This window comes from Ruegeria sp. AJ12, from assembly GCF_056536245.1.
This window is the reverse complement of the sequence record NZ_JBQFJJ010000001.1, coordinates 1,441,547-1,462,337: the sequence shown is the minus strand read 5'-3', so window position 1 is coordinate 1,462,337 and position 20,791 is coordinate 1,441,547. Positions and strand designations below refer to the sequence as shown.

Annotated in this window: 21 protein-coding genes; 10 read left to right on the top strand and 11 right to left on the bottom strand. The window is 59.1% G+C overall.

The genetic code is table 11. From position 1 onward, the window contains the following. Nucleotide 1: 1 nt before the first annotated feature. Entirely contained in the window at nucleotides 2-520 is a 519-nt protein-coding gene (locus ACR3E0_RS07420) for a PaaI family thioesterase (protein ID WP_480477644.1), read from the bottom strand. A gap of 1 nt (nucleotide 521) precedes the next feature. Continuing rightward, nucleotides 522-941: a PaaI family thioesterase gene (locus tag ACR3E0_RS07415; RefSeq protein ID WP_480477642.1), complete on the bottom strand. Its 420-nt coding sequence runs from the start codon at nucleotides 939-941 to the stop codon at nucleotides 522-524. Between the two features lie 115 nt (nucleotides 942-1,056). Between ACR3E0_RS07415 and ACR3E0_RS07410 the strand changes: the two genes are divergently transcribed. The 8 genes from ACR3E0_RS07410 to ACR3E0_RS07375 all read left to right on the top strand — a co-directional run bounded on the left by ACR3E0_RS07410 (nucleotide 1,057) and on the right by ACR3E0_RS07375 (nucleotide 8,794). Further along, a complete protein-coding gene (locus tag ACR3E0_RS07410; RefSeq protein WP_480477640.1) occupies nucleotides 1,057-1,425 on the top strand; it encodes a MerR family transcriptional regulator in 369 nt (122 codons plus the stop codon). Nucleotides 1,426-1,701: 276 nt separating this feature from the next. Then, nucleotides 1,702-2,103, top strand: a complete 402-nt coding sequence (locus ACR3E0_RS07405; protein WP_480477638.1) for a MerR family transcriptional regulator — start codon at nucleotides 1,702-1,704, stop codon at nucleotides 2,101-2,103. 37 nt (nucleotides 2,104-2,140) lie between these two features. Then, a complete protein-coding gene (locus tag ACR3E0_RS07400) occupies nucleotides 2,141-3,922 on the top strand; it encodes an acyl-CoA dehydrogenase C-terminal domain-containing protein (protein ID WP_480477636.1) in 1,782 nt (593 codons plus the stop codon). A gap of 55 nt (nucleotides 3,923-3,977) precedes the next feature. Continuing rightward, nucleotides 3,978-4,190: a hypothetical protein gene (locus ACR3E0_RS07395; protein ID WP_152457422.1), complete on the top strand. Its 213-nt coding sequence runs from the start codon at nucleotides 3,978-3,980 to the stop codon at nucleotides 4,188-4,190. A gap of 59 nt (nucleotides 4,191-4,249) precedes the next feature. Next, nucleotides 4,250-4,888 (top strand): glutathione S-transferase family protein, encoded by a 639-nt coding sequence (locus tag ACR3E0_RS07390; protein WP_480477634.1) that lies wholly within the window; start codon nucleotides 4,250-4,252, stop codon nucleotides 4,886-4,888. Between the two features lie 12 nt (nucleotides 4,889-4,900). Continuing rightward, nucleotides 4,901-6,112 carry an acetyl-CoA C-acetyltransferase gene (locus ACR3E0_RS07385; RefSeq protein WP_480477632.1) on the top strand — a complete coding sequence of 404 codons (1,212 nt, stop codon included), beginning with the start codon at nucleotides 4,901-4,903 and terminating at the stop codon, nucleotides 6,110-6,112. Then, entirely contained in the window at nucleotides 6,112-6,600 is a 489-nt protein-coding gene (locus ACR3E0_RS07380; protein WP_480477630.1) for a cupin domain-containing protein, read from the top strand. The genes ACR3E0_RS07385 and ACR3E0_RS07380 overlap by 1 nt, the downstream gene beginning before the upstream one ends. Then, entirely contained in the window at nucleotides 6,593-8,794 is a 2,202-nt protein-coding gene (locus ACR3E0_RS07375; RefSeq protein ID WP_480477628.1) for a 3-hydroxyacyl-CoA dehydrogenase NAD-binding domain-containing protein, read from the top strand. Before ACR3E0_RS07380 ends, ACR3E0_RS07375 begins: the two co-directional genes overlap by 8 nt. 56 nt (nucleotides 8,795-8,850) lie before the next feature. Here ACR3E0_RS07375 and ACR3E0_RS07370 read toward each other — a convergent pair whose 3' ends face one another. The 3 genes from ACR3E0_RS07370 to ACR3E0_RS07360 all read right to left on the bottom strand — a co-directional run bounded on the left by ACR3E0_RS07370 (nucleotide 8,851) and on the right by ACR3E0_RS07360 (nucleotide 11,391). Then, the gene (locus ACR3E0_RS07370) at nucleotides 8,851-9,624 is read right to left on the bottom strand and encodes a Hint domain-containing protein (RefSeq protein WP_480477626.1); all 774 of its coding nucleotides are present in this window, start codon (nucleotides 9,622-9,624) and stop codon (nucleotides 8,851-8,853) included. 187 nt (nucleotides 9,625-9,811) lie between these two features. Continuing rightward, nucleotides 9,812-10,459 (bottom strand): sulfotransferase family 2 domain-containing protein, encoded by a 648-nt coding sequence (locus ACR3E0_RS07365; protein WP_480477624.1) that lies wholly within the window; start codon nucleotides 10,457-10,459, stop codon nucleotides 9,812-9,814. Next, entirely contained in the window at nucleotides 10,456-11,391 is a 936-nt protein-coding gene (locus tag ACR3E0_RS07360; protein ID WP_480477622.1) for a DMT family transporter, read from the bottom strand. Before ACR3E0_RS07360 ends, ACR3E0_RS07365 begins: the two co-directional genes overlap by 4 nt. Nucleotides 11,392-11,544: 153 nt before the next feature. On the opposite strand from ACR3E0_RS07360, the gene ACR3E0_RS07355 reads away from it, so the two are divergent. Further along, entirely contained in the window at nucleotides 11,545-12,558 is a 1,014-nt protein-coding gene (locus ACR3E0_RS07355; RefSeq protein WP_480477620.1) for a hypothetical protein, read from the top strand. A gap of 6 nt (nucleotides 12,559-12,564) precedes the next feature. Here ACR3E0_RS07355 and upp read toward each other — a convergent pair whose 3' ends face one another. From upp to ACR3E0_RS07325, 6 genes are all read right to left on the bottom strand, one after another. Continuing rightward, nucleotides 12,565-13,197: a uracil phosphoribosyltransferase gene (upp, locus tag ACR3E0_RS07350; protein ID WP_480477618.1), complete on the bottom strand. Its 633-nt coding sequence runs from the start codon at nucleotides 13,195-13,197 to the stop codon at nucleotides 12,565-12,567. Next, nucleotides 13,194-14,180, bottom strand: coding sequence for an adenosine deaminase (locus ACR3E0_RS07345; protein WP_480477616.1), 987 nt, complete (start codon nucleotides 14,178-14,180; stop codon nucleotides 13,194-13,196). The genes upp and ACR3E0_RS07345 overlap by 4 nt, the downstream gene beginning before the upstream one ends. After that, complete coding sequence (locus tag ACR3E0_RS07340; RefSeq protein ID WP_480477614.1) at nucleotides 14,177-15,388, bottom strand: phosphopentomutase; 1,212 nt, start codon at nucleotides 15,386-15,388, stop codon at nucleotides 14,177-14,179. Before ACR3E0_RS07340 ends, ACR3E0_RS07345 begins: the two co-directional genes overlap by 4 nt. After that, nucleotides 15,385-16,692: a thymidine phosphorylase gene (locus ACR3E0_RS07335; protein ID WP_480480968.1), complete on the bottom strand. Its 1,308-nt coding sequence runs from the start codon at nucleotides 16,690-16,692 to the stop codon at nucleotides 15,385-15,387. The genes ACR3E0_RS07340 and ACR3E0_RS07335 overlap by 4 nt, the downstream gene beginning before the upstream one ends. A gap of 4 nt (nucleotides 16,693-16,696) precedes the next feature. Beyond that, nucleotides 16,697-17,089: a cytidine deaminase gene (locus ACR3E0_RS07330; protein ID WP_480477612.1), complete on the bottom strand. Its 393-nt coding sequence runs from the start codon at nucleotides 17,087-17,089 to the stop codon at nucleotides 16,697-16,699. Between the two features lie 91 nt (nucleotides 17,090-17,180). Beyond that, entirely contained in the window at nucleotides 17,181-18,284 is a 1,104-nt protein-coding gene (locus ACR3E0_RS07325) for a cupin domain-containing protein (protein ID WP_480477610.1), read from the bottom strand. Nucleotides 18,285-18,498: 214 nt separating this feature from the next. On the opposite strand from ACR3E0_RS07325, the gene ACR3E0_RS07320 reads away from it, so the two are divergent. Further along, nucleotides 18,499-20,772 (top strand): NADP-dependent malic enzyme, encoded by a 2,274-nt coding sequence (locus tag ACR3E0_RS07320; RefSeq protein ID WP_480477608.1) that lies wholly within the window; start codon nucleotides 18,499-18,501, stop codon nucleotides 20,770-20,772. The last annotated feature ends 19 nt before the right edge of the window (nucleotides 20,773-20,791 follow it).

Below are 20,791 nucleotides of genomic sequence, written 5' to 3'. Positions count from 1 at the left end.
ATCAGCCCTTGGCGCGTGCCGGCTGGGGCATCAGGAAATGACCGGTACCCTGGGCGAAGAGTTTCGCGTGATTGTCCTGCCAGGCCTCTACCCGGACCGAGGCGTAACGGCGCCCGGATCGGTTTATGAACGCCCGGGCATATGCGTCTCGGGGCAAACCGGAACGGAGGTAGTCAACCGTGAAGTCGATGGTTTTGGGGAAGCGGATGCTTGCGTCTTTGATAATCGCCTCTGCGTCAATCTCTCCACTTTCGATGCGGGGAAACATGTGCTCCCAACTCAACGTGATCACGGCCGTAACCTCAAGGAAAGCGGCTGTCACGCCACCGTGCATCGCAGGCAGCAAAGGGTTACCGATCAGCTTGTCATCAAAGTTCAGAACGCCGGTCAGCTCGTCCCCGCGGCGGTCGAAAGTGATGTTCAGAAAGCGGATGTATGGGACACCGCCAACAAGCGCGTTCAGCGCCGCATCTCGGCGGTTTTTGACAACCTGCATAGGTTCGGGACGGGGTCTGGCCATCTTAAATCCCCTCGACCGTGAAGGAGCCTGAGGCCGTCGCCACCGGGCGGTCATGATCGTCATCCATGGCGGTCGCCCGCACGAAGGCGACGTTTCGTGTGATGTGATAGCAACTGGCTTTGGCTGTGATCGTCTGCCCCGGCGTTGCGGCCCTCATATAGTCGATGCGCAGATCGATCGTGGCCGTCCCACCCGGTGCGGAGGGATGACTCATCACGGCGGCCCCACAGCACGTGTCCAGAATGGTCGAGACCGCGCCGCCGTGAATCACGCCGGTCCGTGGGTCCCCGATCAGGTCCTCGTTGTACGGCATGGTGATTTCCGCCTCACCCGCGCCGATCTGCACCAGCTTGAGGCCCAGCGCCCTGGCGTGAGGGATCGCCTCGATGAACTGTCGGGCTAATTCTGTCTTGTCGACCATGGGGTTGCGTCCTGTTGTCTTGTCCCCCTTTATGAGCCGGGGCCCAAGCAAAGGGCAAGCCCACCTGTTGCGCTTGTCGTCACGACACCCTAGGTTGCGAACGAGGAGACCCCGAATGTCCGACAACCGTTTGTCATTCAAAGAGATGTGCGCCGAGTTTGATGTGACACCGCGCACGCTGCGCTACTACGAGTATATCGAGCTGTTGCAGCCGGACCGGGAAGGCCGGTCCCGGTTCTATGGGGCGCGGGAATGCGCACGGATGAAGCTGATCATGCGAGGGCGAAAATTCGGTTTTCCTCTGGAAGAAATTCGCCAGTGGCTGCTGATTTACGAGGATCAGGGCAATCAGGCCCAGATGGCCACATTCGTCGACATGGCCGATCGCCAGATGGCGGAACTGCGTCAGCAGCGCGAGCAACTGGATGAGGCCATGGACGAGCTCAAACGCCTTCGTGACCAGACGGCCCGATCCTTGAGCTGACCCGCTTAGAAATCTGTGAAGGTATCGGGCCTAGCCAAGATCCAATCAGGATTCGGCGAAACCCTTGGGCAATGCCGTTAGACTCCGTGAAGCAGTGTCAAAACTCGCTCTACCCTGCGGAAGAAAATTGCGCCAACCTCACTTTACGCGCCCGGATGTTACGTCAACTTTGAAATGACGCAGCGTTCAGATTACGTAAACGTCACTCAGATGTTGTAAAGCGTGCAGCAACTGCGCAACTCATGGCGCATGACGCCAGTGATGAGAGTTTGACGAATGACCGAAGATCTGATGACCATCCGCCAAATGTGCGAGACCTACGATGTCACTCCGCGCACTTTGCGGTTCTACGAAGCAAAAGAGCTTTTGTTTCCAATCCGTGACGGCCAGAAACGCCTGTTCACCAAGCGCGACCGCGCACGCCTTAAACTGATCCTGCGTGGCAAACGGTTTGGCTTCAGCCTGGAAGAAATCCGCCAGCTTCTGGATCTGTACCATGTGGGTGACCAGCAACTGACCCAGATGTCCCGCACCTATGAGATTGCGTGCGAACGTCTGGCCGACATGGAATCGCGTCGCGAAGAACTGACGCAAGCCATCGACGATCTGAAAGAACAACTGCGCTGGGGCGAGAAAGTGATCGCCTCGATGAAACAGGAAAAGAAGGCGGCTGAATAAGCCCAACCTCCGGACATATGAATTAAGGGAGCTTCACATGCCCGTATACAACGCGCCAACCAAAGACACGCAGTTTATTCTGCACAACGTTCTGAAAGTCTCTCAGTCGGATATCCCCGGCTATGACGAACTGGAGGCCGAGTTTACCGGCGCGGTTCTGGAAGAGGCCGGCAAGGTTGCCACCAACGTTCTGCACCCGCTGAACGTGGTCGGTGACACCGAAGGCTGCCGGTTGGAAAACGGCATTGTGTACACCCCTACCGGTTTCAAAGACGCCTTCGAGCAGATGAAGGAAGGTGGCTGGACTGGCCTCGACATGCCGGAAGAGTATGGCGGCCAGAACATGCCCTACGTGATAGGTACCGCAGTGGGTGAGATGTTCTCGGGTGCGAACCAAGCCTTCGTGATGTACCAGGGCCTGACCCATGGTGCGGCCTCGGCCATTCTGGCGCACGGAACCGACGAACAGAAGAACACCTATTTGCCCAACATGGTCAGCTGTGAATGGACCGGCACCATGAACCTGACCGAACCGCATTGCGGTACCGATCTGGGCCTGATGCGCACCAAGGCGGAACCGCAAGGCGACGGCAGCTATAAAATCTCGGGGCAGAAGATCTTTATCTCGTCCGGCGATCATGACATGGCCGACAACATCATCCATCTGGTACTGGCGAAAATCCCCGGCGGCCCCGAAGGCATCAAGGGTGTCTCGCTGTTCATCGTGCCCAAATACATGGTGAACGAAGACGGCTCACTAGGTGAACGCAACGGCGTCTCGGTTGGCAAGATCGAAGAAAAGATGGGCATCCACGGCAACTCGACCTGCGTCATGAACTATGACGAGGCAACCGGTTGGCTGCTGGGCGAAGAGCACAAAGGCATGCGCGCCATGTTCACCATGATGAACGAAGCGCGTCTGGGTGTGGGGATGCAGGGCCTGTCTCAGGCCGAGGCCGCGTTCCAGAACGCTCTGGAATATGCCAAGGACCGCCTGCAGGGCCGCGATGTGACCGGCGTGAAGAACCCTGACGGCCCTGCCGATCCGCTGATCGTTCACCCCGACATCCGCCGCAGCCTGATGGATCAGAAAAGCTTCACCGAGGGCGCGCGTGCTTTCATCCTGTGGGGCGCTACGATGATCGACAAGGCGCATCGGTCGGGCGACAAGGATGCGGACGGGCTGATCTCGCTGCTGACCCCGGTCATCAAGGGCTTCCTGACGGACGAAGGCTATGACATGACCGTTCAGGCCCAACAGGTCTATGGCGGTCACGGCTACATCGAAGAATGGGGCATGTCGCAATACACCCGCGATGCCCGGATCGCGATGATCTACGAAGGCGCAAACGGCGTTCAGGCGCTGGACCTCGTGGGCCGTAAACTGGCGCAGGATGGCGGCAAGCACGTCATGGCCTTCTTCGATATGGTCAAAACCTTCTGCAAGGAAAACAGCGGCAAGGACGAGGCCTATGACCAAGCGTTCATCGAACCGCTGAAAGCCGCGTCGAAGGACCTGCAGGCCGCTGGCATGTACTTCATGCAGGAAGGTATGAAGAACCCGAACAATGCTCTGTCCGGGTCTTATGACTTCATGCACATGTTCGGCCATGTTTGCCTCGGCCTGATGTGGGCGCAGATGGCAAAGGCCGCGCAAGATGCGCTGGACGGTGGAGCCTCGGACAAAGAGTTCTACGAGACCAAGATCACCACCGGACGTTTCTATATGGCGCGCCGCCTGCCCGCGACGGGTGTGCACCTAGCGCGCATTCAGACCGGCGCGGACACGGTAATGGCACTGGACGCGGCGAGCTTCTGATCACAGTCTGGGCTCGGGCGGCACCGCCCGAGCCCTACACTTCGGAGGAGACAGAATGCCCAAACGCTTTCGCCTTACGCGCCGCTTCCCGGTTGCCATGACCGAAGACGGCTATCGCAAACTCAGGGCTTTTGCCCGTGAGGCCGGGTTGGATGAAGGCGAAGCGCTGTCTTTTCTGTTCGAGAATTTCAACAGCGTCATCGATGAAGACAACCTGACCCATCGATTGCGTCTCTTCAATTCCGAGTTGGAGGCACGCAAGCGCTAGGCACCAAGGCCGAAAAGCTTGGGCGGACGATGCACAAACGCCACGGGAGGGGCGATCGCATGACCATAAAACTGCACTGCTTCGGTGAAAGCGGCAATTCGTACAAGGCCGCTCTGGCGCTGGAAATGTCCGGCCTCGAGTGGGAGCCGGTCTTTGTCGATTTCTTCAAAGGTGTCACCCGCAGCCCCGAGTTCCGCTCGGACGTCAACGTGATGGGCGAAGCACCTTTCTTGATCGATGGTGATTTCAAAACCTCCCAATCTGGTGCCATTCAGGCCTACATCACTGAGAAATCTGGCAAGTTTGGCGGCAAGACCCGGGAAGAGAACTACGACATCCTGCGCTGGGTTCTGTGGGACAATCACAAGCTCAGCTCAATGGCGGGCGTGACACGCTTTCTGATCAACTTCCTCCCCGAAGAACACCGCAATGCAGATGTGATTGCCTTCAACCAAGGTCGCCTGAAAGCGGCCTACGATGTTCTGAACACCCACCTTGAGGGCCGCGACTGGATTGTTGGGGACGGCGTGACCAACGCCGATCTCAGCTGCTGTGGCTACCTCTACTACCCCGAACCATTCGGCTTTGACCGTGCCGACTGGCCCAATATCGACGCCTGGCTGCAACGCCTGTCCGAGCAGCCCGGCTGGAAACACCCCTATGACCTGATGCCCGGCAACCCGTCGGATCGAGCTTAAGGAGAAGACCCCATGACCGAAGCATATATTTATGACGCCCTGCGCACACCGCGCGGCAAGGGCCGCAAGGATGGCAGCCTGCACGAGGTCACCTCGGTGCGCCTGTCCGCCCTGACCCTGAACGCAATGAAAGAGCGTAACAACCTCGAAGGCCACGCCGTTGAGGACGTGATCTGGGGCAACGTCACGCAGGTGATGGAGCAAGGCGGCTGTCTGGCACGCTCGGCGGTTCTGGCCTCTGACCTCGACCAGTCGATCCCCGGCCTGGCGATCAACCGGTTCTGCGCCTCGGGCATGGAAGCCGTGAACCTGGCCGCGAACCAGGTCAAAGGCGGCGCGGGTGATGCTTATATCGCTGGCGGCGTTGAGATGATGGGCCGTGTGGCCATGGGCAGCGATGGTGCCGCGATAGCGGTCGATCCGTCGCTGGCAATGGAGACCTATTTCGTGCCTCAGGGCATCTCGGCAGATATCATCGCAACCGAGTATGGCTTCTCCCGGGATGACGCCGACGCATTGGCCGTCGAATCTCAGAAACGCGCAGCAGCCGCCTGGGAAGACAACCGGTTCGAGAAGTCGGTCATCACCATCAAGGACCAGAACGGCCTGACCATTCTGGACCGTGACGAATACATGCGCCCCGGTACCGACATGCAGAGCCTCGGCGCGTTGAACCCGTCCTTCCAGATGATGGGCGAGCAAATGCCAGGTTTCGACAAAGTCGCGATGCTGAAATACCCGCATCTGGAGCGGATCAACCACATCCACCATGCGGGCAACAGCTCGGGCATCGTGGACGGCTCAGCCGCTGTTCTGATCGGCAACAAGGAATTCGGTGAGAAATACGGCCTCAAGCCACGTGCCCGCATCAAAGCAACCGCCAAGATCGGCACCGACCCGACCATCATGCTGACCGGTCCGGTTCCGGTGACCGAGAAGATCCTTGCCGACAACGGCATGCAGATCAGCGATCTGGACCTGTTCGAGGTGAACGAAGCCTTCGCCTCGGTCGTGCTGCGCTTCCAGCAGGCGTTCGACGTCGACCCGGCTCTGGTAAACGTCAACGGCGGCTCGATCGCGATGGGTCACCCGCTGGGCGCAACCGGCGCGATGATCATCGGCACGCTGCTGGATGAGCTGGAGCGTCAGGACAAGGAAACCGGTCTGGCCACGCTCTGCATCGCGTCCGGCATGGGTGCGGCAACCATTATCGAGCGCGTCTGATGCCCAAGCTCGACCTTTCGCAGATCCCGTTTCGGGGCGGTTCGTCCTATCCCGGCAAACTGGCTAAGGCGGTTGGCGGTCGTTTCAACCAAGGCGTCGGAGATGCTGGCGGGCTGACCCAATTTGGGGTCAACGTCGTACGGCTTGAACCGGGGGCTTTGTCCTCGCTGCGCCATTACCACATGGAGCAGGACGAGTTTGCCATCATGCTCAGCGGCCAATGCGTGCTGATCGATGAGGATGGTGAACATGAGATGCTGCCCGGTGACTGCGCCGCTTGGCCAGCAGGTGAGGCCAACGGCCATCACCTTGTCAACAAGACCGATGCGCCCGCAACCTTTTTGGTGGTGGGCACGCGGACCCCGACCGAGACCGGCTATTACAGCGACATAGACATGATGGTGAAGGATGATGAGAACGGATTCTCTTTCACCCGGAAAGACGGCAGCCCGCTGACGGCTGACCAGATTGGAGATGACAATGACTGATTTCACTCTGAGCAAAGACGCGGACGGCGTCGGCATTATCACTTGGGATGTTCCAGGCAAAACGATGAACGTGATGTCCTTTGACGGCTTGGCTCAGCTGAGCGATTGCATTGATCAGGCGCTTGCCGATGATGAGATCAAGGGCATTATCGTCACCTCGGGCAAGGACGGGTCGTTTGCGGGCGGCATGGACCTGAACCTGTTGGCCGTGATGAAGGAACAGGCAGGCGACAACCCGGCCAAAGGTCTGTTCGACGGCACGATGCAGATGCACGCCCTGTTGCGCAAGATCGAGATGGCAGGCATGGACCCCAAGACGAAAAAGGGCGGCAAACCGATTGCCACCGTTCTGCCCGGCACCGCTGCAGGCATCGGAATGGAACTGCCACTGTCGACGCACCGCATCTTTGCGGCTGAGAACCCCAAGGCCAAATATGGCCTGCCAGAGATCATGGTCGGCATCTTTCCTGGCGCGGGCGGAACGACGCGGATGGTCCGCAAGGTCGGCGCCATCGCGGCGGCCCCGTTGCTGTTGGAAGGCAAAATGCTGGACGTCAAAAAGGCCAAGGGCGCGGGCTATATCGACGAGATCGCAGCCGATCCGATGGCCGCAGCCAAGGAATGGGTGCTGAACGCCAAGGATGCCGATATCGTCAAGCCATGGGACGCGAAGGGTTACAAGATGCCCGGTGGTGCCCCTTACCACCCCGCGGGTTTCATGAACTTCGTCGGTGCCTCGGCGATGGTGAACGGCAAGACCCAAGGTGCGTTCCCGGCTGCCAAAGCTCTGCTGAGCGCAGTTTATGAAGGCGCGCTGGTCGATTTCGACACTGCGCTGAAGATCGAAGCGCGCTGGTTCACGTCCGTTCTGATGAACCCGTCTTCGGGCGCGATGATCCGCTCGCTGTTCCTGAATAAGGAAGCGCTGGAAAAAGGTGCCGTGCGTCCCTCAGGTGTGCCGGATCAATCGGTCAAGAAGATCGGTGTTCTGGGCGCAGGAATGATGGGCGCAGGTATTGCGCTGGTATCGGCTCAAGCCGGGATGGAAGTTGTTCTTGTCGACCGCGATCAGGAAGCTGCCGACAAGGGCAAGGCCTATACCGAGACCTATCTGGACAAGGGCATGAAACGCGGCAAGGTTACGGCTGAGAAGAAAGAAGCCATGCTGGGTCGCATCACCGCCACGCCTGACCTTGCGCACCTGAAAGGCTGCGATCTGATCATCGAAGCTGTGTTCGAAGACATGGGCGTGAAAGCCGAGATGACCAAGAAGGTCGAGGCGATCATCCCAGACGACTGCATCTTTGCCTCGAACACCTCCACCCTGCCGATCAGCGATCTGGCCAAGGCGTCGGTCCGCGCGGATCAGTTCATCGGCATTCACTTCTTTTCACCTGTTGAAAAGATGTTCCTGGTTGAGATCATCAAAGGCAAGGAAACCGGTGATCGCGCGGTGGCCAAGGCGCTGGACTATGTGCGTCAGATCCGCAAGACACCGATCGTGGTCAACGATGCACGTTTCTTCTACGCCAACCGCTGCATCATCCCCTACATCAATGAAGGCGCGCGCATGATCACCGAGGGCGTCAGCCCGATCCTGATCGACAACGCGGCACGTCAGTTGGGCTTCCCGGTTGGACCGATTCAGCTGACCGATGAAACCTCGATTGATCTGGGGGCCAAGATTGCACGTGCGACCAAGGCAGCGATGGGCAATGCCTATCCCGAAAGCCCCTCGGACGATCTGATCTTCTGGATGGAAGAACAGGGCCGTCTGGGTCGCAAGGCCAACGCGGGCTTTTTCGACTATGACGAAAAAGGCAAGCGCGTCGAATACTGGAAGGGTTTGCAAGACAAGTACCCGCTGGCCACCGAGCAGCCTGATCTGATCGAGGTGCAGGAACGTCTGATGTTCGCACAGGTCCTTGAGGCCGTCCGCGCGCTGGAAGAAGGCGTGTTGGAGGACATCCGCGAAGGCGACGTGGGTGCGATCCTTGGATGGGGGTTTGCCCCGTGGTCGGGTGGTCCGCTCAGCTGGCTGGATATCATCGGCACGCCCTACGCCGCTGAACGCTGCGATCAACTGAGCGAGGCTTATGGTGAACGCTTTGCCTGCCCGGCGCTGCTGCGTGAGATGGCTGAAAAGGGCCAGAGCTTCTACGGGCGCTTCGACCCCGAAGCAAAGGCGGCTTAACCCATATGATGCAGGCGCGCGATATCACGCGCCTGCATCGTTCTCGTGATGTTTGGTTAGGTCTGCCATTCTGACCGCAGAAACAAGGCCGACGCATCGGGCCGACCCGGACGCCCCGGTCTGCGTATCCCCCTGGGGGGACGGATCGGGAAAACCGGTTCCTGCGGGATGGGTGCAGGCAGTGCACCCAACGAGTTTGCAAGGGCGGACAAATCGCCCTTGGTTGCAATCATGTTAGTATACGCAATAGCTGTGTCTTCGTCCGCCACGCTGTAGAGCGTTTGATCAGACGCTGTGCGCCTGTTGAACCGGCCTGACGGGCAATAGGCCTGCAGCCCACCCTCAACAAAGATGACCTCATCCTGTTCGAAAAACAGCGTGCTAACCGCAAATGATGTTCCAGGCGCGCGGGATTTGAGCTGGCATTTGCCACTGAGCAACCGCGCCGGGAACACCGCCAGACCTTCGGTCTCAGGGTCAAGCTTGTTAAGGTCCATGGCGATGCCTTGTTCCGGCATCAGCCAGACCGGTCGCCCATTATGGACGGTGTGTGCAGGAACAAAGACCGGCAGGTTCTCGGCTCGGGTTTCACCGAGCGGCACGGCCACGCGGTTGTTCGAGACGCGACACACCTCCTTGAACCCGTGATCCAGCGTGCGGACGACATCACCTGCGACAAGCCGCTCAACCGGCTTCCATCCACCCGCTGTCGCAACTTTGGTTCCGTGCAGAAACCCACCCCGGCGCGCGTTGACCGCATCGCGAGGCACCGTCGCATCCATCTCTTCAGAAAAATCGGAAAAATCCGAAACACTCGTTACTTCAAACACGTGCCTCACCCCCTTTTGGCACCTTCAATCGTCTGCAACTGCTAGCATGGAAAGTGAAAGGGCGACTTAATTTTGACATATTTGCGCCCAAATTGAGCCTTCATAGGGGCGATAAAGCTCAAAAACCGGAACAGAGCACCAAAAGATTCATCATTTAATTCCGTTTTGGAAACGCAAGCCTGACGGATCAGTCGAACCGATATCCGAATCTCTGAATATCCTCAGCACAGACTTGTGCCACCGCTGCCGCTGTCTGAGGCGAGTAATAGCTACGAAAATCCTTCTTGCGGTTTGATCGATTGAGACATGGCAATTCAACTTTGAACCCCAAGTGATCGAACAACGGTTGGGCGTCCGTCTCAAAGTGCTCCAGCCGAATATACGCCTGACACTGCTCCACCTCGTCGGCCCTCGTCATGTAAGCGCGGGCCGGAAACTGCTGAAAAGACCGCAACATCGCGGGGCTCAAGACGAATGTCTCGAAGTCCGAGGATTTTGCCAAAGCGACAGCCCTGTGGTCAAAGCTCTGCTCGCGCAGCCAGTAATAGTAACTGACGATCCGATCCCACGGGTTGCGGACCAGCGTGAACGCAAAGAGCGATTGCAGGTCCTCGGGCGGCAGCACCCCGTCAATATCGGCAAGTGTTGAATGCTTCCACAATCGGCCCGCGGCCTTCAGCGCTTTCGCGCGATGGCGGCGTTTCAAAGCTTTGGGGGTGTCGCCCAGCAGGATATCATCTTTCATCGCCCGTTGTTCCAGGGCCAGAGACAGGGATGTCCCACCGGTTTTAGGGATGTGGACAAACACATAGGCTCGACCTTTGGAAATGATCATGGCGCCCCCACTTCCGCAGCTGCCCGCCCTGCCCGCCATCCCAACAACGCCCCGGCTGCTGCAATCAGTCCGATGCCTGCGATCTGCATAACACCGATCGTCTGCCCCAGGGCAACCCAGGCAAAGAGCGGGCCAAAGATCATCACGGAGTATTCGAAAACAGCCACATAAGAGGGCTCACCCACTTGATACGCCTTGATCAGCATAAACACCGCAACGGTCGAACCAACCGCCTGCACCACGACCCAAGGCAGGGCCGGTTGCATGTTCCAGACCCAGCCACGCATTGCAAACCCGCCCGGACCATCGGGTGCGGCGAGCGGCAGAGCGGTGAACACAGCCAAACCCACGGCCCCGGCCAGACCCAGCGTAATCACCATACTGGCCAGCAAGGCCACCGTGCTTTCGTCGGAACAGTGACTGCGCGTGATGATGGCACTGAAGGCATAAAATAAACCGCCGGCAACCGGCAGCAGCGTCCGGGCGTCAAAATCTGTGGGGTTCGGCTGCAGCACACACAAAATCCCAGCAAACCCCGCTAAGACGGCAAGGATGCGCCACGGACCGATGGCCTGTTTCATCGCCAGCGAAGAGATCAACAGCACGAAGATCGGCGACGTGAACAGGCCTGCCAAGGCCTGCGCAATCGGCATCAAGGCCAGTGAGGCGAAATAGAACAGCATGGCCAGCGTGACCAAGACGCTGCGCAGCACGACCGGGCCCAGCCGCTTGGGGCGCAACCCGCCCAGCCCCAGCAGAGACAGACCGACAATAAGCGGCAGCATCAAAAGTGCGCGGCTCAGGTGGAACTGCCACAGGCCGATGGTGTCGGCGAGAAGAATCACAACGTTGTCTACGACACCGATGATCGCCATTGCGCTGATCATCAGCATCGATGCCAACACCGGCGAAGTCGGTTTGTCTGCGTGCATGCTGCGTCCCCGTCCGAGTGCAAAGAGCGGTGGACCCGAACCTCCGCACATCATGCTATCCAGCACAAATCCGAAATGCGGCGCAACTGGTTTGCGCGATGCGAATTCGCCATGCTAAGATTTGGCAAAACGAAATCGAGCAGACCTTACCCAATGACGGCCCTGAAACAGTACCAGCGGATCGAAGCCACCGGTCTGTGGCGCCCATCGCCCGATGAGCAGCGGCGGGAGGTCGTGGTGTCAATTGGCGAGGCCACATTGACGATTTCAGATTTCAACGACCGCGCCCTGACGCACTGGTCGCTGGCCGCACTGGAACGTCAGAACCCGGGGTCATTCCCGGCCATCTTCAATCCCGATGGCGATCCGGATGAAACGCTGGAACTGGCGCAATCCGAGACCACAATGATTGAAGCCATTGACCGTCTACAGCGCGCCATCGACCGATCACGCCCCCACCCCGGGCGCTTGCGCTGGGCCAGCGTTGCAGGCGTCATTGTTGCCGTGCTTGCTGTCCTGGTCTTGTGGTTGCCCGTCGCCCTGCAAAGTCACGTCGTGTCCGTCGTGCCCGAGGTCAAACGCCAAGAAATCGGCGACACGATCCTGCAGCGCATTGAACGGGTTTCGGGCAAGGCGTGTTCCGCGCGGGATGCGCAGACCTCTTTGGACCGGTTGGCCAAGCGCACGGGTGTCCGTCAGATCATCATTCTGCCAGCCGGCGTTCTGGACAGCCTGAGTTTGCCGGGCGGCACCATTCTGCTGAACCGGGCCCTTGTCGAGGATCACGAAGACCCTGCCGTGGCCGCCGGGTACATTATTGCCGAACGCACCCGGGCTCAGGCGCATGATCCGCTGGGTGATCTTCTCGACCGGACCGGTCCGACGACTGCTTTCCGGTTGCTGACGACAGGTGAACTGACGGCGGATATGGTGGACACGTACACGGAACAGGTTCTGTCTGAGCCGCGCCCGTCTTTGGCGGATGAAACCCTACTGGCCGCGTTTGGACAAGCGGCCCTGCCGTCGACGCCCTACGCCTATGCGCGCGATATCACCGGAGAAACCGTGCTGGGCTTGATTGAGGCCGACCCGATGGCGGGTCGCACTCTGGAGCAAGTATTGCCGGACCGGGATTGGGTCCGGCTCCAGAACATCTGCGGTGACTAGCGCAGGCTATTTTGTCCCGAACATTCGGTCACCCGCATCGCCCAAGCCGGGCATGATGTAACCCTTGGAATTCAACTCGCGATCAAGTGCGGCCGTCACAATGTGCACGTCCGGATGGGCGTCTTTCATGCGTGCCACCCCTTCGGGCGCGGCCAGCAGACACAGGAACCGGATATCCGTGGCCCCAGCCTCTTTCAGCAGATCGATGGCAGCGGCCGAGCTGTTGCCGGTGGCCAGCATCGGGTCCACGGCGATGACCAGCCGGTCCTTCAACCCTTCGGGCGCTTTGAAATAATACTGTACCGGTTTCAGCGTTTCTTCGTCGCGATAGAGGCCGACAAACCCGACACGGGCAGACGGGATCAATTCCAGCACCCCGTCCAGCATTCCGTTTCCGGCCCTCAGAATTGAAACCAGCGCCAGCTTTTTGCCCGCCAGAATGGGCGCGTCCATCTCTTCCATCGGGGTTTCGATGTGGCGTGTGGTCAGTTTGAGCTCACGCGTGACCTCGTAGGCCAGCAACAGCGTGATCTCGCGCAGCAACTGCCGGAAGACGGCGGTCGACGTGCCCTTGTCCCGCATGAGCGTCAGCTTGTGCTGCACCAGCGGGTGATCGACGATGGTCAGATGTTCGCTCATGTTATCTCCAGTCTTTTCTTGACCCGCGCGCGGGTGTCTTCATCGCAGAAAGCGGCGTTCAGCGCCATCTCATTCAGAGCCGCAAAATCCTTGGCATCCCAGCCAAAGGCCGCATTCAGCATCTCATACTCGCGCCGCATCGTCGTATGGAAAAACGGAGGGTCATCGGTTGAGACCGTGACCTTGACACCCGCATCGCGCAGTCGCGCGATTGGATGGGTCGCGAAATCGGGGAAGAGGCCCAGCACAACGTTCGAGCCAGGGCACACTTCCAGCGTCACCTGTCGATCAACCAACTCGCCGATCAGATCCGGGTCTTCGATCGCACGCACGCCGTGGCCGACCCGTTCGACCCCCAGATGGCGGATCGCATCCCGAACGCTGTCAGGTCCACCGAACTCGCCGGCATGCGTTGTCAGTCGAAGGCCGGCCTCGCCCGCGCACTCAAACGCCCATTTGAAATCGCCCTGAGCCCCGATTGATTCATTGCCGCCCATGCCAAAGCCGGTGATCCAGTCTCCGGCCGTTTCGGCCGCGCAACGGGCGCTGCGCTTGGCTTGTTCAGGACCGAAATGACGGACACATGTGACGATACCCCGCAGAGTGATTCCGAACTTGTCCTCGGCTTCATCCGCTGCATCCCGAATGGCGTTCAAGTAGTCTTTCCAGGCGTGCAGATCACCTCCGCCGCAGAAATCCGGGCTGAGGAACGTCTCGGAGTAAACCACCCCGTTCTCCGCACTTTCTTCAAGAATGGCCAAGGTCAGCCGCCGAAAGTCCTCGGGCGTCTTCAGCACCTCACAGGCCGCTTCATAAACGCTCAGGAAATGCGCAAAATCGCGAAAGTCATACGACCCGTCCGGCTTGAAAATACCGCTCAGGTCGATCTGTTTTTCATGTGCCAGCTGGCGAATGAAAGCCGGTGGTGCGGCACCTTCGTGATGGAGGTGCAGTTCAATCTTTGGCAGGTCGGCGACATTCATAAAAAGTTCCTTCCCGGGCCTTGTGCCGGGACGTTCAGGTGGTGGGCGATGCTGGCGGCCACATCGGTGAAGTTTACCTGACCGATCTTGCCCGCGCCCCGACCGGCAATCAGCACAGGGACCTGTTCCCGGGTGTGGTCTGTCCCCGTCCAACTGGGATCGTTACCATGATCTGCGGTCAACAGTATCAGATCGCCCGGGCGCAGTTTTTTCAGGACTTTGCCGATTTCTCGGTCAAACCATTCCAAAGCGCGGGCATACCCACTGATGTCACGACGGTGACCGTAAAGGCTGTCGAACTCGACGAAATTGGCAAATGTCAGGCTGCCCTCTTCAGCATTGTCCACCAGATCCGAGAGGTGCCGCATCAATTCCGCATCCGAGCCCTTGCGCAGCGTATCGATCCCCTGCATCGAGAAAATGTCACCGATCTTGCCCACCGCATGGACCCGGCGACCGGCGTCCTGCACCCAATTGGTGAGGACCGGTGCGGGCGGTTGAATGGCAAAATCCTTTCGATTTGTTGTTCTGGTGAACCCCTCCTCGGGCGTACCGACAAAAGGTCGCGCGATGACCCGTCCCACTTTCATGTCGTGCAAACGTGGTGCGAGTGTTCGGCACATTTTGAGCAGTCGATCCAGACCAAAGCTTTCCTCGTGCGCCGCGATCTGAAACACGCTGTCCGCGGAGGTGTAACAGATGGGCCGACCAGTCCGCATGTGTTCCGCTCCCAGTTCCGCAATAATTGCGGTTCCGGAGGCATGGCAATTGCCCAGTATGCCGTACGTTCCGGCAGCCTGCGCGGCGGCTTGCGTCAGATCGTGGGGAAATGCCGGTACCGTGTCCGGGAAATAGTGCCAATCCCAAGGCACCGGCACACCTGCCAGTTCCCAATGACCCGACGGTGTGTCCTTGCCCGGAGAATGCTCGCGGGCGCACCCCCACAGGCCGGTCGGATCAGCGCCCAATCCCGGAGCCCGATCACCCGACGCCAAAGCTACAGCCGCCCCCAAACCCAAAGCGTCCAGATTTGGCAGGTGCAGAGGACCTGTCCGACCCTCTTCTGCGCCGCCCGCTACACAGGCCTGCGCGATATGAGCCAGCGTGTTGGCACCGGTATCCGGGGTTTCCCCGTTATAGAACTGACCGGCATCCGGCGCGCCGCCGATACCCACCGAATCCATTACCACAAGAAAGGCTCGGCTCATGCGGTGATCCTTTCGTGGACAAGGTCCGGCTCTGCGCCCTGTTCGTCTTCTATGGTCATGGCTGCTGTCACCGTAGCTGCTGTACGCTGTGCCGCATCCTCACGAGCCGCATGGACAAAGGCAAGCGGAGCCCCTTTGGCAACGCGCGTGCCAAGGCGCAGGATTTGCGACAGACCGACGGCGGGGTCAATCTCGTCGCTTTCCACTTGGCGGCCACCTCCCAAAGCAACAACTGCGAGGCCCAGCGCCTCTCCGTCGATGGCGGTCACATAGCCATCTTTGGGGGCCGGTACCTCGCGGATCACATTTGCCTCTGGCAGGAACCTTGACCAGGTATCGACAAGCCGCAACGGACCACCCACTGCCGCCATCATACGTCCGAACCGTTCGGCTGCACGACCATCCGCGATGATCTGGGCAATCTTGGCCCGGCCCTGATCCACCGTGTCACACATCCCGGCATCACGCAGCAGGACACCGCCCAGTTCAGTTGAAATCTCTGCAAGCGGAGTACCCGACGCACCCGTCAATACCTTCATGACCTCGGCCACTTCCAGCGCATTGCCCAACGCCGGCGCCAACGGTTGATGCATATTGGTAATCACGGCGGACGTTCGGCACCCTGCCGTGTTTGCAGTCTCGGTCAGGGCAATGGCGAGCTTGCGCGCGTCTTCGATGGTTTTCATGAACGCGCCGCTGCCGACTTTGACGTCCAGTACTAAGGCGTCCGGGCTGGCAGCCAGTTTCTTGGACAAGATCGACGCGGTGATAAGGTCCAGACTTTCAACCGTTGCCGTGACATCCCGGATTGCGTAGAGACGCTTGTCCGCCGGCGCGATCTGGCTGGTGGCCCCCACGATCGCTGCACCTGTATCGCGCAGGATATGCGCCAGCCTATCCTGGCTGATATGCGTGCTCACGCCCGGAATTGCCTCAAGCTTGTCCAGTGTACCCCCTGTGTGTCCCAAACCGCGCCCGGAGATCATCGGAACATAGGCGCCGCATTCTGCCAGCGCCGGTGCCAGCACCAGACTGACACAATCGCCCACGCCGCCCGTCGAGTGCTTGTCGATCACCGGGCCATCCAGATCCCAGGTCAAAACCTCACCACTGTCCCGCATTGCGATGGTCAGATCAGCCCGCCCCTGCGCACCCAGACCGCCCATGCAAACCGCCATGGCAAATGCCCCAGCCTGAGCGTCGCTGACACTGCCGTCAGCCAGTCCCTGCGCAAACCAAACCAATTCCGGTTGGGTTGGCACATGGTGCTGGCGCAGTTTCGCAATGATCGAGCGGGCGTCCATCCGGTCAGGCATCTTCCATATGCGATGCGTCGAAAGCACCCGGCAGCAGTTGCCCGATACTTGTTTCCAGCTCTGCGCCATCAACGGTTGCCAGCGTCACCTTGACGTCGCGCTTTCCGAATTCAGCCAGCTTTTGCCGACACCCCCCGCAGGGCGGCACCGGCTGAGGGCTCGACGCTACCACATAGACTTCGGCCAGTTCCTGTTCACCCGCAGCCACCATCGCAGCGATGGCTCCGGCCTCGGCACAGGTGCCTTCGGGATAGGCCACGTTCTCGACATTGCAGCCCGCGTAAATCTCACCAGATGCGGATCGGATCGCCGCACCCACCTTGAAGTTGGAATAGGGCGCGTAAGCTTTTTCACGCACAGACAAGGCGGCGTCCTTCAGCGACATGGCGATTCCCCAATTTTTGATCGTCTGGTCAGAAACACTTACCCTAATGGAAACTATAGAGGGAATAGAAGACCCGCAGCGGGATTTTCAGTCAATCCAGATGCGTTTTGAAGGTGCCCGGCAAAGTGACCTCCATTATTTCGATGTCGTCGGAGGGGTCGCCAAGGCGCGTGCGCATACCCGGCGGTATGACAAAGGCGTCACCCTGTTCCAGCCGATAGGGCTCGCGCCCCTCACCCTCCAGCGTGACGGCCCCATTCATCACAAATGAGAAGTGGATATCGGTATCGTGGCTGGACCAGACTGGTTCGCCCTGCCCCCGTCGCGCGACCTGCACCCCTGCAACGCCCTTGGTGTTTTGGGCAATCGTCGTGTCACGGCAGGTGTAACCCGGCAGGCGGAACGGCCCCCATTCCGCGTCCTTGACCTGGTTGTAGACAAAGCGCTGCCCCTGCCATTCGCGATCCGGTCGGAGATGTGGTGTGGGCAATTCCATGTCATAATCGATTTCGGTGACATGTTCGGCCGGTACTCCGATCTCAATCACCTGCACATTGTCGGATGCTTCCAATACGCGGTGACGGATTTCCGGTGGCTGGATGAAGCAATCTCCTGCGGTCAGCCGCATCTTTTCGCCCTGATCCTCGTAAACCACATCCACCCAGCCGTGAATGCAAAAGATCAATTGAAACCCGACCTTGTGGAAATGAACCATATCGGGCACCGGGCCGCCATCCGGGATGCGGATATGGCTGGCGATAATGGATCCGCCCAGCCTGTCGGGCACCAAATCCCGGTAGTGCATGCCAGCCCGGCCAATGATCCATGGCGCCTGATCCTTGAGCCTGCGCACCACAAAGGAATGTACCGTTTCCGGCATGACCAGCGGTGGGTCCAGTTCCTCAATCTCAATTCGGGTTCCGTTCGGGGCGACGAGCACACGCCGACCCTCCGCAAATCCCTCGGGGTCATCGGTCAGAATTCGGAGCGTTCCGGGTCCTTCTGGCGCGTCCTTTTCGATGCGCAACCGCAACCCGTGCCCTGAAAACACTGCAACCCGAGGATCATCGGCAGGATAAATCATGTCCATCTGCATCCCGAGCACTTTGGTGTAGAACGGGATATCATCTCGCAACTCTTGCGTCGGAAGGCGAATCTCGGCGCGCGTCGCTGTTTGAGGTGATGTACGGGTCATTTATTATTTCTCTTTTCTCTTCGGCTTGCGCCATCCGACCAGAACGGCACAAAATTGCCAATCGAAAACGCATCCCATGCGTTTCTTTCCCTGTAAACAAGAACCGCCCCCACCCTTCCGGACCGGCAAAACGGGTGCAAAACGTCGCAGCATAGCCAACCTCAAAAAAATAGTTTAATACTAAATCAAATTTCAAAAGGGAGCTGAATCGCTCATGTCAGACACACCCAACCTGCGGCAGGCCGCGCTGGAATACCACGCCCATCCAAAGCCCGGAAAGCTGGAGATCAAGGCGACCAAGCCGATGGCCAACGGGCGTGATCTGGCCCGTGCCTACTCCCCCGGCGTTGCCGAGGCCAGCCTGGAAATCAAGGCTGATCCTGCAAACGCAGAACGCTACACCGCACGCGGCAATCTCGTCGCGGTCGTATCAAATGGGACAGCGGTTTTGGGTTTGGGAAATATTGGTGCGCTGGCGTCCAAACCGGTTATGGAAGGCAAAGCCGTCCTGTTCAAAAAGTTCGCCGGTATTGACTGCTTTGACATTGAGGTCGATCAGGCGGACCCGGAAAAACTGGCCGACATCGTCTGCGCTTTGGAACCGACCTTCGGGGCAATCAATCTTGAAGACATCAAGGCGCCCGATTGTTTTGTCGTCGAAAAACTGTGCCGCGAACGGATGAACATTCCCGTTTTTCACGATGATCAGCATGGCACCGCCATCGTCGTCGGCGCCGCCGCCAAAAACGCCCTGCATGTCGCCGGGAAATCCTTTGAGGATATCAAGATCGTCTCGACCGGCGGCGGCGCGGCGGGCATTGCCTGCCTGAACATGCTGGTAAAGCTGGGCGTCAAACGCGAAAACATCTGGCTATGTGACATTCATGGTCTGGTCTACGAAGGGCGGGCCGAAGACATGAACCCCCACAAGGATCAGTTCGCGCAGAAGTCGGACCTGCGAACCCTGGATGACGTCATCGGCGATGCCGACCTGTTTCTTGGTCTCAGTGGACCAAATGTCCTGAAGCCGGAGATGGTCGAACGAATGGCCAAGCGCCCGATCATCTTTGCCCTTGCCAACCCGACCCCGGAAATCCTGCCGCAGGCCGCGCGCGAGGTTGCACCCGATGCCATCATTGCCACCGGACGCAGCGATTTTCCCAATCAGGTCAACAACGTGCTGTGTTTTCCCTTCATTTTTAGGGGTGCACTGGATGTCGGCGCGACCGAGATAAACGATGAAATGCAAATCGCTTGCGTTGACGGGATTGCAGAGATGGCGCGCGCCACGACCAGCGCCGAGGCCGCTGCCGCGTATAAAGGTGAGCAACTGACATTTGGTCCGGATTACCTGATCCCGAAACCCTTTGATCCACGTCTGGTTGGTGTGGTCTCGTCCTCCGTGGCCAAAGCTGCGATGGACAGTGGCGTGGCCAAGCGACCGATCGACGATCTTGAAACCTACAAGGAAAAGCTGAACCAGACGGTCTTTAAATCCGCCCTGCTCATGCGCCCGGTGTTCGAGGCCGCTGCCCTTGCGTCCCGCCGGATCGTGTTCGCCGAGGGCGAAGACGAACGGGTTTTGCGGGCCGCACAGGCCATATTGGAGGAAACCACCGAAACGCCCATCCTGATCGGGCGACCGGATGTGATCGAAACACGCTGCGAAAAGCTTGGCCTGAACATTCGGCCCGGAAAAGATTGCCAGATCGTAAACCCGGAAAACGATCCCCGGTATTATGACTACTGGAACTCGTACCATCAAATCATGCAGCGCCGTGGGGTCACGCCGGATCTGGCCAAGGCGATCATGCGCACCAACACGACGGCAATCGGGGCCATCATGGTTCATCGAGGCGAGGCCGACAGTCTGATTTGTGGCACGTTTGGCGAGTACCGCTGGCACCTGAATTACGTTGAACAGGTGCTGGATGACGGCGACCTGCGCCCGCACGGCGCATTGTCGCTGATGATTCTCGACGATGGCCCGCTTTTCATCGCGGATACCCATGTCCGGCAACTGCCGACACCCGAGGAACTGGCTGAGAGCACAATCGGTGCCGCTCGGCACGTTCGCCGGTTTGGACTGGAACCCAAGATCGCATTCTGTTCCCAATCGCAATTCGGGAATCAAGCTGAGGGGTCAGGCAAGCGTCTGCGCGCGGCCTTGGAGATTCTGGATCAGAAACCGCGTGATTTCGTGTATGAAGGCGAGATGAACCTGGATGCGGCGCTGGACGAAGATCTGAGGGCGCGCATCCTTCCGGCCTCGCGTCTGAAAGGCGCAGCAAACGTCTTGATCTTTGCGCATGCGGATGCCGCCAGCGGGGTTCGCAACGTCCTAAAAATGAAAGCAGACGGGATCGAAGTTGGGCCCATTTTGATGGGTATGGGCAACAAGGCTCATATCGTGACGCCTTCCATCACCGCGCGGGGTCTGCTGAACATGGCCGCCATTGCCGGAACGCCCGTCGCACATTACGGTTGAGCCAGGCGGCCCCATCGGC